At 73.1% G+C, this 12,580-nt stretch carries 10 protein-coding genes; 6 read left to right on the forward strand and 4 right to left on the reverse strand.

The genetic code is table 11. The annotated features are described in order from the left end of the window. Positions 1-179 precede the first annotated feature (179 nt). From ACFVYF_RS12455 to ACFVYF_RS12465, 3 genes are read left to right on the forward strand one after another with little or no spacing between them, the layout of a single operon-like run. The gene (locus ACFVYF_RS12455) at positions 180-806 is read left to right on the forward strand and encodes a YigZ family protein (protein WP_389454885.1); all 627 of its coding nucleotides are present in this window, start codon (positions 180-182) and stop codon (positions 804-806) included. A 59-nt stretch (positions 807-865) separates the two neighbouring features. Beyond that, the gene (locus ACFVYF_RS12460; RefSeq protein WP_389454887.1) at positions 866-2,029 is read left to right on the forward strand and encodes an exonuclease SbcCD subunit D; all 1,164 of its coding nucleotides are present in this window, start codon (positions 866-868) and stop codon (positions 2,027-2,029) included. 58 nt (positions 2,030-2,087) lie between these two features. After that, positions 2,088-5,084 carry an AAA family ATPase gene (locus ACFVYF_RS12465; protein ID WP_389454889.1) on the forward strand — a complete coding sequence of 999 codons (2,997 nt, stop codon included), beginning with the start codon at positions 2,088-2,090 and terminating at the stop codon, positions 5,082-5,084. 56 nt (positions 5,085-5,140) lie between these two features. On the opposite strand, the gene ACFVYF_RS12470 is transcribed toward ACFVYF_RS12465, so the two are convergent. Beyond that, positions 5,141-5,587 carry an Lrp/AsnC family transcriptional regulator gene (locus tag ACFVYF_RS12470; RefSeq protein ID WP_383276187.1) on the reverse strand — a complete coding sequence of 149 codons (447 nt, stop codon included), beginning with the start codon at positions 5,585-5,587 and terminating at the stop codon, positions 5,141-5,143. A gap of 247 nt (positions 5,588-5,834) precedes the next feature. Between ACFVYF_RS12470 and ACFVYF_RS12475 the strand changes: the two genes are divergently transcribed. Next, positions 5,835-6,326: a rhodanese-like domain-containing protein gene (locus ACFVYF_RS12475; RefSeq protein ID WP_389455477.1), complete on the forward strand. Its 492-nt coding sequence runs from the start codon at positions 5,835-5,837 to the stop codon at positions 6,324-6,326. A gap of 211 nt (positions 6,327-6,537) precedes the next feature. Then, positions 6,538-7,053, forward strand: coding sequence for an immunity 21 family protein (locus tag ACFVYF_RS12480; RefSeq protein ID WP_389454891.1), 516 nt, complete (start codon positions 6,538-6,540; stop codon positions 7,051-7,053). 278 nt (positions 7,054-7,331) lie between these two features. Here the strand turns inward: ACFVYF_RS12480 and ACFVYF_RS12485 are convergent, their stop codons facing one another. Beyond that, positions 7,332-9,023, reverse strand: coding sequence for a DUF885 domain-containing protein (locus ACFVYF_RS12485; RefSeq protein WP_389454893.1), 1,692 nt, complete (start codon positions 9,021-9,023; stop codon positions 7,332-7,334). 33 nt (positions 9,024-9,056) lie between these two features. Continuing rightward, positions 9,057-9,596: an Lrp/AsnC family transcriptional regulator gene (locus ACFVYF_RS12490; protein WP_389454895.1), complete on the reverse strand. Its 540-nt coding sequence runs from the start codon at positions 9,594-9,596 to the stop codon at positions 9,057-9,059. A gap of 59 nt (positions 9,597-9,655) precedes the next feature. On the opposite strand from ACFVYF_RS12490, the gene ACFVYF_RS12495 reads away from it, so the two are divergent. Continuing rightward, complete coding sequence (locus ACFVYF_RS12495; protein ID WP_389454897.1) at positions 9,656-10,870, forward strand: trans-sulfuration enzyme family protein; 1,215 nt, start codon at positions 9,656-9,658, stop codon at positions 10,868-10,870. Here ACFVYF_RS12495 and ACFVYF_RS12500 read toward each other — a convergent pair. Next, complete coding sequence (locus ACFVYF_RS12500) at positions 10,867-12,330, reverse strand: GNAT family N-acetyltransferase (protein ID WP_389454899.1); 1,464 nt, start codon at positions 12,328-12,330, stop codon at positions 10,867-10,869. The genes ACFVYF_RS12495 and ACFVYF_RS12500 overlap by 4 nt on opposite strands. Between the last annotated feature and the right edge of the window lie 250 nt (positions 12,331-12,580).

The raw sequence follows: 12,580 nt of genomic DNA on the forward strand, positions 1-12,580 counted from the left end.
GCGGGCGCCCCGCGCGCGATCACTGCCCCGAGCGCGTTCCCACGTGCGCGGCGCACGGGATGTGGTGCGCGCCCCGGCGTGCACCACCCTGTGCGTGCACCACCTTGTGCGTGCACCACTCGGAGCGTGCACTACCCGGGGCGTGCGCCCCGCGTGCACGCAGCGCATACGCTGGCGGAATGCAGGACGAGTACCGCACAGTGGCCCGCCCGGGCGTGCACGAGACCGAGGTCAACCGCTCCCGTTTCCTGTGCGCGCTCGCCCCCGCCGCCACCGAGCGGGAGGCCCAGGAGTTCATCGCCGGCGTCCGCAAGAAGCACGCCGACGCGAGCCACAACTGTTTCGCGTACGTCATCGGCGCCGACGCCGCCGTGCAGAAGGCGAGCGACGACGGCGAACCGGGCGGAACCGCGGGCGTGCCGATGCTCCAGATGCTGCTGCGCCGCGACATGCGGTACGCCGTCGCCGTCGTCACGCGCTACTACGGCGGGGTCAAGCTGGGAGCGGGCGGACTCATCAGGGCGTACGGGGGAGCCGTGGGCGAGGCGCTGGACGCGGTCGGCACGCTCACGCGCAGGCGTTTCCGGCTGGCGACCGTGACCGTCGACCACCAGCGCGCCGGCAAGGTGCAGAACGATCTGCGGTCCACCGGACGCGAGGTGCGCGAGGTGACCTACGGGGAGGCCGTCACGATCGAGATCGGGCTGCCGGACACCGATGTGGCGGCATTCCGCGCGTGGCTGGCCGACGCCACCGCCGGGACAGCCGGGTTCGAACTGGGCGGAGAGGCATACGGGGACGCATAACGGCGCGATACGGGAGTAGCCGCCCGTGATGTCCGACCCGCCCGTTAGTCTCGAGGATCATGAGGCTCCTGCACACTTCCGACTGGCATCTCGGCCGGGCGTTCCACCGGGTGAACATGCTCGGTGCCCAGGCCGAGTTCATCGGCCATCTCGTCACGACCGTGCGTGAGCGCGGTGTGGACGCGGTGGTCGTGTCGGGGGACGTGTACGACCGGGCGGTGCCGCCGCTGGCCGCCGTCGAGCTCTTCGACGACGCCCTGCACCGGCTCGCCGCCCTCGGCGTGCCGACGGTGATGATCTCCGGGAACCACGACTCCGCGCGCCGGCTCGGTGTCGGCGCCGGCCTCATCGGGCGGGCGGGCATCCACCTGCGGACCGACGCAGCGGCGTGCGGCACCCCCGTGGTCCTCTCCGACGCACACGGAGACGTGGCCTTCTACGGCCTGCCCTATCTCGAACCCGCCCTGGTGAAGGATGAGTTCGGGGTGGACAAGGCGGGTCATGAGAGTGTGCTCGCCGCCGCCATGGACCGGGTCCGCGAAGACCTCGCCACGCGCGCGGGGGGCACCCGTTCCGTCGTCCTCGCGCATGCCTTCGTCACCGGCGGTGAGGCCAGTGACAGTGAGCGGGACATCACCGTGGGCGGAGTCGCCGCCGTACCCTCCGGCGTCTTCGACGGCGTCGACTACGCGGCCCTCGGGCATCTGCACGGCAGTCAGACCATCACCGAGCGCGTGCGGTACTCGGGCTCCCCGCTGCCGTACTCCTTCTCGGAGGCCGACCACCGCAAGAGCATGTGGCTCGTGGAGCTCGGCCCCCAGGGTGAGCTGGCCGCCGAGCGCGTCGCCTGTCCGGTGCCGCGACCGCTCGCCCGCATCCGGGGGCAGTTGGACGACCTGCTCGCCGATCCCGGCCTCGCGGGACACGAGGAGGCGTGGGTCGAGGCGACGCTCACGGATCCGGTGCGCCCCGCCGACCCCATGGCCCGGCTGACCGAGCGCTTCCCGCACACGCTCAGCCTCGTCTTCGACCCGGAGCGGGCCCCCGAGGACCCCGACATCTCGTACGCCCGGCGGCTGGCCGGGCGCAGCGACCAGGAGATCGCCGAGGACTTCGTCGCGCATGTGCGCGGTGCCGGTCCCGACGCGCGTGAACAGGGCGTGCTCCAGGACGCCTTCGACGCCGTCCGCGCCGATGACGCCGTCCGGGAGGTCGCCCGGTGACCCGGCTGCGGCCGGCCGCTCGCAACCGCCAGGACTTCCCGGACATCGAGGAGGCCCGATGAGACTGCACCGGCTCGACATCACCGCCTTCGGGCCCTTCGGCGGCGCCCAGCAGGTCGACTTCGACGAGCTGTCCGCAGCGGGACTCTTCCTGCTGCACGGACCGACCGGGGCGGGCAAGACCTCCGTCCTGGACGCCGTCTGCTTCGCGCTCTACGGGGCTGTGCCGGGCGCCCGCCAGAGCGGTCAGGGCCTCACCCTGCGCAGTGATCACGCGGCCCCCGGGACCCGCACGGAGATCCGGCTCGAACTCACCGTCGCCGGGCGCCGCCTGGAGATCACCCGGCAGCCGCCCTGGGCGCGCCCCAAGAAGCGCGGCTCCGGCACGACCACCGACAAGGCCCAGAGCCGGCTGCGCGAGTACGACGCCGTGGCGGGCTCCTGGAAGGACCTCAGCCGCTCGCATCAGGAGATCGGCGAGGAGATCACCCAGCTGCTCGGCATGAGCCGTGAACAGTTCTGCCAGGTCGTGCTGTTGCCCCAGGGCGACTTCGCGCGCTTCCTGCGGGCCGACGCCGAGGCCCGCGGCAAGCTGCTCGGCCGCCTCTTCGACACCCACCGCTTCGCCGAGGTCGAGAAGCGCCTGGCCGAGCGGCGGCGGCTGGCCGAGGCCCAAGTCCGCGAGGGCGACACCGAGTTGCTCGCCGACGCCCACCGGATGCACCAGGCGGCGGGTGACGCCCCGGCACTGCCCGACCTCGCGCCCGGCGATCCCGGGCTCGCCGAGGCCGTCATGACGTGGGCGGCCATCGCCCGCAGCACGGCCCGCGAACGGCTCACCATCGCCCACTGCGCCCGCACAGCCGCCGACTCCGCCCGGGCCGCCGCCGAGCGCGACCTCGACGACGTACGCGAAGTGGCGCGCCTGCAGCGGCGGTTCGCCGAGGCGCGGGAGCGGGCGGCGCGGCTGGCGGAGCGGGCCGACGCCCACCAGGAGGCGCGGGTACGGATGGAGCGGGCCCGCAAGGCCGAGGCGGTGGCACCCGCCCTCGACCTGCGCGAGTCCGCGGACGCCGAGCACCGGCGCGCGGCCGCCGCGGACGCACGCGCGCGTGCGGTGCTCCCCGAGGCGGCGTACGCCGATGCCGGTGCGGCCGGACTCGCGGCGGCCGCCCGCAAGGCCACCGAGGAGCTGGGCGGTCTGGAGTCGGCGCGCCGAGCCGAACAGCGACTGGCCGAACTGCAGGCGGAGCGCACCGGCCTTGACCGCCAGGAGCGCGCCGACGAGGACGTCCTCCAGGATGCCGAGAGCTGGCTCGCCGCCTGGGACACGACCCGCGCGGACCTGCGGTCGGGCATCGAGACCGCCCAGGAAGCCGCCACCCGGGCCGAGCACCTGGCCGTCCAGCGCGAGCCCGCCCAAAAGCGGCTCCAGGCCGCCCGCCTGCGTGACCAGCTCGCCGGTGACACGGACCAAGCGCAGGCGCAGGCACTCGTCTCACGCGAGCGGGCGACGGACGCGCGCGCCCACTGGCTCGACCTCAAGGAACAGCGCCTGCAGGGAATCGCCGCGGAACTCGCCGCGGGTCTCGTCGACGGCGAGCCCTGCGCCGTCTGCGGAGCCACCGAGCACCCCGCGCCCGCACGGAAGATCGCCGGGCATGTCGACCGGCAGGCCGAGGAGGCCGCGCTGGCGGCCTACCAGCGCGCCGACGAGCTGCGCACCGAGGACGAGCGACGCCTGGGCGTCGTACGCGAGGCGCTCGCCGCCGCCACCGCGGAGGCAGGCGACACGCCAACGACGCAACTCGTCGAGCAGGTGGAGGAGTTGGAGCGGCTGCACACCGAGGCACGCGCCGCCGCGTCCGGGCTGCACGCGTCGCGTGAAGCGCTCGCCCAGGCGGAGGGCGAGCATGGGCGCCGGGTCGCAGCCCAGCAGGCGGCGGAGGTGCGGACCGCCTCCCGGGCCGCCCGCCGGGACACCCTGGACCGCGAAAGGGCCGTCCTGGAACGCGAGTTGGCGCAGGCTCGGGCAGACGCCGGCAGCGTGTCCGCGCGCTTCGCCCAGCTGGAGCGGCGTGCGGCACGGCTCACCGAAGCGGCGGACGCCGCGCGCAACGCCGAGGAGGCCGCCCAGCGGCTCAAGGCGGCCGACGCGCGGCTGGCCGATGCCGCCTTCCGCGCCGGGTTCGACACCCCGCAGGCCGCGGCCGACGCGCTGCTGGACGGCGCGGCTCACCGCGATCTCCAACGGCGCCTGGACGCCTGGCAGTCGGACGAGGCGGCGGTGCGCGCGGTGCTCGCCGAACCCGACACGGCGGCTGCCGCCCAGCAGCCGCCCGCCGGTCTCCGGGCCGCCGAGCAGGCGGCCGAGTCCGCGGCCGGCCGTCTCCAGGGCGCCGTTTCCGCACGGGACGCGGCGGCGCGCCGTTGCGCCGAGCTCGACCGGTTGTCCGCGCGGGCGGCCGCCGGAGTGCGCCGGCTGGGCCCTCTGCGCGAGGAGTACGACCGGGTGGCGCGGCTGGCCGGTCTCGCGGCGGGCACCTCCGCGGACAACGAACGCAAGATGCGCCTGGAGTCGTACGTCCTCGCCGCCCGCCTCGAACAGGTCGCCGCCGCGGCGACCGTCCGGCTGCGGCGCATGTCGTCCGGGCGCTACACCCTCGTCCACTCGGACGATCGTTCCGGGCGCGGCCGCAGCGGCCTCGGCCTGCATGTCGTCGACGCCTGGACCGGCCGCGAGCGGGACACCGCGACGCTCTCCGGCGGCGAGACCTTCTTCGCCTCGCTGGCGCTGGCCCTCGGTCTCGCGGACGTCGTCACGGACGAGGCGGGCGGTGTCCGGCTCGACACGCTCTTCATCGACGAGGGCTTCGGCAGCCTGGACGACCAGACCCTCGACGAGGTCCTCGACGTGCTCGACTCCCTGCGTGAGCGCGACCGCAGCGTCGGCATCGTCAGCCATGTCGGCGACCTGCGGCGGCGGATCCATGCGCAGCTGGAGATCGTGAAGGGGCGGACGGGCTCGGTCGTACGGCAGCGGGGGGCCGGCTGAGGGGAGGCAGGGGCTCCGCCCCCGCCTCCATCGGGCCCGGCGGATCCCGGAGGCTCTCAGTGGCCCAGCGGACGCCGGGGAAGCGGCGAGGAGTAGACGACGCTCGTCGTCACCGAGCCCAGGGCGCCGATCCTGCCCGACACCTCCTCGAGGTGGTGCATCGAGCGCGCGGCCACCTTGATGACGAAGCAGTCGTCGCCCGTGACGTGATGCGCCTCCAGGATCTCGGGCGTGACCGCGACGAGGTCGTGGAAGGGCTTGTAGTTGCCGTTCGGATACCTGAGCCGCACGAAGGCGAGGATGGACAGGCCCAGTCTCTCCGGGTCCACGACGGCCGCGTACCCCTGGATGACACCCGCCTCCTCCAGGCGGCGCACGCGTTCGGTGACCGCGCTCGCGGACATCGAGACGGCGCGGGCCAGCTCGGCGAAACTGGCCCGGCCCTCGCGCTGGAGGACATCGAGGATGCGCCAGTCCGTGGCGTCCGGGGAATACGCGGTCATGTCCGATAAGTAGCAGGGAAATCCCCGGCGGATCAAGAGTCATGCCGTGGATCGTGGCTTCAGGACGCGGAACACCGGACGTAGATTTCCGGTCATGAAGTCCCGCACGGCCGACGCGGTCAGGCACCGCTACGGCGGGACCGGGAGGGAAGCCCACACCATGACTGTGACCGCCGCGACCGCCGCGACCAGCACCGCGACCGCCGTGACCAGCCCCGAGAACACTGCGACCAGCCCCGCGACCGCCGTGACCAGCCCCGCGACCGCCGCGACCGCTCCGAACCCCGTTCTGCGGATCGCCCCCGCCGCTCCGGCCGCGGCCGCCGCCTACTTCGGCGCCGGCCTGGCCTTTCACGCGGACGTGTCCGACGTGGCCTCCGCTCTTGCGGCCGGCGGTGACCCGGGATTCGTCGTGCTCGACTCGCGTTCCACGGGATCCTGGGACCAGGGACACGTGCCCGGCGCGATCCATCTGCCCACCGCGCTCATCCCGGAACAGGCGGAGCGACTCCTCGACAAGTCCGTACCCGTTGTCACGTACTGCTGGGGCCCCGGCTGCAACGGCGCCGCCCGCGCGGCCCTGGCGCTCGCCGAACTCGGCTTCCAGGTCAAGGAGATGCTCGGCGGCTTCGAGTACTGGGCGCGCGAGGGCTTCGCGTACGAGACCTGGGAGGGGCGCGAGCAGCGCGCCGCCGACCCGCTGACGTCGCCGGTGGACTCGGAGGACTGCGGCTGCTGAGCGGTTGCCGCTCTTGATCCGATGCCACCCTTGCGACGCCGAGGTCCATGCCGAGGTCCATGCCGACGCCTGCCCGAGTCCGTGTGTTCCAGGGGGAGTTGGGGCAATCCGCCCGGCGCGGATGGCCGTACGGCCGGGGCGGAACAGCGGATTTCGGGCGGAGCGGGGGAGGGCGAAGTCCCGGGCCGGCACCAGGCTGTAACTTCTGCTCATGGCGCGTTACGCGGAACCCGGTGCGGTGGAGTGGGTCGAGTCGGGCGGTGGGCCGCTCATAGCGATCCCCGAGGTGGTGCTGTCGTTCTGGGCGGGGGCCGACGGTGACGACATGTCGACCGACTACGACCGGGCCTGTGACGTCGACGGGTACATCGGCCTCGTGCCCGTGGGGGACACCCGGGCCCTGGTCCTCGGGGACGAACCCGCCTCGACCACCTATCTGCCCGAGCACGACACCTTCGTACGGTGGTGCGCCGCCGACTCCGAGGGCGAACTCCTCGCCCGCGTCCCCGCCGCGCTCGACTCCGCCGTATGGGAGCCGGAGGTGGCGTGGGACGTCCCGGGGCCTGTCGTGCTCTTCGACGCGGCGTGGCCGGGGAAGGCCTCGGAGCGCACGGACCACCTGCGGGTCGCGCTGGCACCGGGGCGTTACGCGGTGCGGGCGGCGTACGTGGAGCCCGGCCCGGAGACCTGGCTGGGCCTCGTACAACTCCGGCGGCTCACGTCCTGAGGGCACCGGCCCGCGCAACCTCGCAGGCGCCGGCCACCCGCCACCTCCCGTGCGTCGCGCATCCCGCGCCATGACCCGGCGGTCCTGCGGTCAGTGCGTCCACCCACCGAGTCCCGGCGGTCCCGCGGTCAAGTGCGTCCCGCGCCGGATCCCGGCAGTCCCACGGCCAAGTGTGTCCACCCACCGAGAACTCCGAGGGAGGATTCCGCCGCTGACGTCCGGAGCGGGCCGGGCCGACGGCGGACCGGAGTACCCGATCCGCCGGCCCCGCCCGTCGGTCACAGCCGGGACAGCTCGTCCACCAGATCGTCCAGACCCAGCGAGCCCTGGGACAGGGCCGCCATGTGCCAGGCCTTCGCGTCGAAGTCGGCGCCGTGCCGCTTCCTCGCGTTCTCGCGGCCCAGCAGCCAGGCCCGCTCGCCGAGCTTGTAGCCGATGGCCTGGCCGGGCATGGACAGATAGCGGGTGAGCTCGCTCTCCACGAAGTCGGCCGGCCGGCTGCTGTGGGAGCCGAAGAACTCCTGGGCCAGCTCCGGAGTCCAGCGCTCGCCCGGGTGGAAGGGCGAGTCGGCCGGGATCTCCAGCTCCAGATGCATGCCGATGTCGACGATCACGCGTGCCGCGCGCATCATCTGCGCGTCCAGATAGCCGAGCCGCCGCTCCGCTGCCGTGAGGAAGCCCAGCTCGTCCATCAGGCGCTCCGCATACAGCGCCCAGCCCTCGCAGTTGGCGCTGATCAGGCCGACGGTGGCCTGGTAGCGCGAGAGGTTCTCGGCGACATGGGCCCACTGCGCGAGCTGGAGGTGGTGGCCGGGAACGCCCTCGTGGTACCACGTCGAGACCAGGTCGTACACGGGGAACCGGGTCTGGCCCATGGTCGGCAGCCAGGTACGGCCGGGGCGCGAGAAGTCCTCGGACGGCGCCGTGTAGTACGGGGCCGCCGCGCCGCCGGGCGGTGCGATCCGTGACTCCACCCGCCGTACCCGCTCGGCGAGTTCGAAGTGGGTGCCGTCGAGGGCGTCGATCGCCTCGTCCATCAGCCCCTGCAGCCAGTCGCGGACCTCGTCGACCCCCTCGATGTGCGTACCGTGTTCGTCGAGATGGGCGAGCGCCACCCACGGGGTCTCGGCTCCGGGCAGGATCTTCTCGGCCTCCTGCCTCATCTCGCCGAGCAGCCGGTGGAACTCGGACCAGCCGTACGCGTACGCCTCGTCGAGGTCGAGTTCCGCGCCGAGGTAGTAGCGCGACCAGCGGGCGTACCGCTCGCGGCCGACGGTGTCCGGGGCGCCCTCGATCGTGGGCGCGTACACATCGCGCAGCCAGTCCCGCAGCGACACCAGGGCCGCCGTCGCGGTGTGTGCCGCGGTGTCCAGCTCCGTGCGCAGCGACTCGGGACCAGGTGCGACGAAGTCCTCGAACCAGCCGCGGCCCTGCCCGCCCGGGTCGGACCAATCGGTGAGCTGGCCGATGACCGTCGCGGTGGGGCGCGGACCCGCGTAGAGCTTGCGCTCCAGGCCGAGCGCGAGGGAGGCGCGGTAGCCCTCCAGCGCGGCCGGCACCGCGCGCAGCCGCTCGGCGATCGCGGCCCAGTCCTCGTCCGTCTCCGTCGGCATGAGGTTGAAGACGCCGCGCACCGAATGCAGGGGCGAGTGCAGGTTGCTCACCTGCCGCAGGCCTTCGTCGGCCGCGTGCACGGCGAGCTGCGCGGAAAGGCGCTCACGCAGCAGCCGGGCGCAGCGGCGCTCGATGCCGCTGTCCGCGCCGGGCTGCCGCTCCGCCTCGTCGAGCCGCGCGAGCGTCGTCCGGGCCAGCTCCGCGAGGGCCTCCTGACCGGCGGGTGAGGAGTCGGGCAGTCTGGTCGAACTGGCCTTGTCGCCGAGATAGGTGCCGGTGACCGGGTCGAGGGCGATGAGCTCGTCGACGTACGCGTCGGCGATCTCGCGGGGCAGCGGGCTCTTGGTGTCTGGCATGCGGACAATCCTCGTACGAGGTCGTGATCCGCGTCAGCCCGATTCCGCTGAGGGCGTGGCACTGTGCCCGGCATGTGGCGGTGTGGTCGCGGAGGCGTCGCGCTGCGGCGGCAGCAGAGGGCCGCAATCCCACTGCTGGAAGATCAACCGGGTCTCGACGCGCGCCACTTCGCGCCGTGACGTGAACTCGTCGAGCACCAGCCGCTGCAGATCCGCCATGTCCGCGACCGCGACGTGCACGAGATAGTCGTCGGGGCCGGTGAGATGGAAGACCGTACGGGACTCGGGCAGTGCCCGGATCCGGTCCACGAAGGGTCCGACCAGCTCCCGTCGATGCGGCCTGACCTGCACGGACAGCAGTGCCTCCAGCCCGCGGCCCAGTTTCGCCGGGTCGAGTCGCAGCTGGTGGCCGAGAATGATGCCCGAGCGGCGCAGCCGGGTCACCCGGTCCAGACAGGTCGATGGCGCGACACCGACCTGTGCGGCAAGATCGCGGTAGGTCGACCGTGCGTCGTTCTGCAACAGCCGCAGCAGATGGAGATCCACCGGATCGAGTACGACGGTTTCGGCCATGGCTCGAACGTAACACGGGGTTTTACCCCAGGGACCCGGTCGGTGTTCAGGCTGTGGCCATGGACTCCGGCATCCCGAACCCGTACCGCATATCCGACGGCCGCCCTGCCCCGCGGGCGCTGGCCACCGAGGCCGTGCACGCCGGCCGTGACGATCTCGCCCGGCAGGGACTGCACGCCCCGCCGATCGACCTCTCCACCACCTACCCCTCGTACGACAGCCGGGGCGAGGCCGCCCGGATCGACGCGTTCGCCGCGGACGGCGCCGAGCCGGAGGGGCCGCCCGTCTACGGCCGCCTCGGCAATCCGACGGTCGCCCGTTTCGAGACCGCCCTCGCCCGTCTCGAAGGCACGGACAGCGCGGTCGCGTTCGCCAGCGGAATGGCCGCGCTGAGCGCCGTACTGCTGGTCCGCGGTGCGATGGGACTGCGGCACGTCGTCGCCGTACGGCCGCTGTACGGCTGCAGCGATCATCTGCTGACCGCCGGGCTGCTGGGGTCGGAGGTGACCTGGGTCGACCCGGCGGGCATCACGGACGCGCTGCGCCCGGACACCGGGCTGGTCATGGTCGAGTCGCCGGCCAACCCGACGCTCGCCGAACTGGACCTGCGGGCGGTCGCCCACGCCTGCGGCTCGGTCCCGCTGCTCGCGGACAACACGTTCGCGACGCCGGTCCTCCAGCGGCCGGCCGAACAGGGCGCGCGGCTCGTCCTGCACAGCGCGACCAAGTACCTGGGCGGACACGGGGACGTCATGGCCGGTGTGGTGGCCTGCGACGAGGAGTTCGCGCGGGGGCTGCGCCAGGTGCGGTTCGCGACCGGCGGCGTACTGCATCCGCTCGCCGGTTATCTGCTGCTGCGCGGTCTGTCGACCCTTCCGGTACGGGTCCGGGCCGCGTCCGCCGGCGCCGCCGACCTCGCGGGGCGCCTCGCCGCCGACCCCCGGGTGGCCCGCGTCCACTATCCGCGGATCGGCGGTGCCATGATCGCCTTCGAGGTCCACGGCGACCCGCACGACGTCATCGCCGCCGTCCGGCTGATCACCCCGGCCGTCAGCCTCGGCAGCGTCGACACCCTCATCCAGCACCCGGCGTCCATCAGCCACCGCATCGTCGCCCCCTCCGACCGCCACGGCTCCGGCGTCAGCGATCAACTACTGCGCCTGTCCGTGGGGTTGGAGGACGTCGACGATCTGTGGGCGGACCTGGACGGGGCCCTGGGGCCCCGGCCGGGGACGACGGACCGGGGGCGGGCGGCGGTCGCGCAGCGGTCCTAGGGCGCCTGTGTCCGGTGGCCGGCGATCGGCTCGCCCGGACTCTCCTCCGCCTGCTCGTACGACGGCTGCGGGGTGGCCGGGGCCGAGTTCAGGCGGGCGGTGATGACGAGGGTGCCCTCCTCGATCTGGTAGTCGAGGGGGAGATCGAGACCGCGCATCGCCGCGACCATGCCGGTGTTGGAGGCCTGCGTCACCGCGTACACGCTGTCGCAGCCCGCCTCGACCGCCATCGACACCAGACGCCCCAGGAGTTCACCGCCGATGCCCCGGCGCTGCCACTCGTCCTCGATCAGCAGCGCGATCTCCGTCTCGTCGCCGTCCCACAGGAGGTGGCCCAGGCCGACGATGCGTCCGGACGCTGTCTGCACGGCGAGCGTCCGCCCGAAGCGCGGACTGAGCAGGTGGTTGAGGTAACGGTCCGCCTGGCCCACGGGACCGTGGTAGCGCATGCTCAGCGTGCGTGGGGAGCAGCGCTCCTGCATGGCCTTCGCGGCCTCCACGTCGGAGGTGTCGGCGCGGCGCACGGTGATCGCGTTGCCCTCGGGCAGCGTCAGTACGTCCTGGCTGCGCGGGATCCGCGGACCGAGCCGCGCGTCCAGTTCCACCAGCGCCCGCGCCCGCGCGAACTCCGTCGGGGTGAAGGGCAGATACGGCCGCTCCACCGTGATCACTCCGCCCTCGGGGGCCCGTAGCCGCATCACCGTGTCCTCCAGGGCGCCCTCGACGGGGATGGCCTGTCCCGCGCGGCCGGAACCGGGAGACGTGGCGGGCAGCGAACGGATGGTGCAGCGTCCGAGCAACTGCCGCAGGGCGAGCGGAAGTTCCGCGGCGTCGAGGGCGGTGCGCGTGGCGAGCCCCAGAACGCGCGTCGGCGCGTCCACCAGGTCGTGGGCATCGGCCCGCTCGATCCAGGTACCGGTGCCGCCGGCCAGGGAGACCGCGCGGCTGAGGTCGGACGCGGCCAGCTCCTCCGGCGCGCGCAGCAGGAACTCGTCGACGGTGCCCTCCGCCAGCGGATGCGTCTGCAGGCTGAGGATGTCGACCCGGTGGGCCGCCAGCGCCGTGCACAGTGCGGCGAGCGATCCCGGCTCGTCCTTCACCGTGGTCCGCATGCGCCACAGGACGGTGGTCCCCGAGGCGGCTGCGGACGTCGCCGGCGACGGGCCGGGCTGCCCGGCGGACTGCGCTGCGGCAGGCGGCCGGGCGCCGGTATCGCCCGGCGGGGGCGCGTGACCGTGGTGTCGTGCCCACCAGGTGTGGAATCCGGCCGTGGCGACGAGTGCGGCAGCCGAGATCACCAGCAGGGCGGGGCCGTCGGGGCCGTGCCCGATCAGGTTGGCGACGCCGTCCGCCACGGCGACGGCCGTGAACAGCGCGGCGAGTTCGACCAGGTCCCGGCGCCAGTGGTGCACCGGGCGACCGTGCCGGGCACGCGTCACATCAGACATGTCTGGAGTCATGCAGCCACTGTGGACGAACGGTGTTGCGTGATCACGAACGGTTTGTGACTGATCGGTTAAGTGTCCTTCTGTCCTTTTTGTTGCTCTTTCTATTACTCAGTGGCATCTATTGACCGGATCGCGGACGTACGTGGTCACGCGTGCGTCCGCGGCGACGGCTCGGCGGCTCAGCGGCGCGAGGTCTCGGCGAGGGGCGAGACGCGAGCGGAACAGCGCACCGGGGGATGACTCCGGTGCGCTGCCCGGTGGT

The organism is Streptomyces sp. NPDC058274 (assembly GCF_042881375.1).
Classification (GTDB): Bacteria; Actinomycetota; Actinomycetes; order Streptomycetales; family Streptomycetaceae; genus Streptomyces.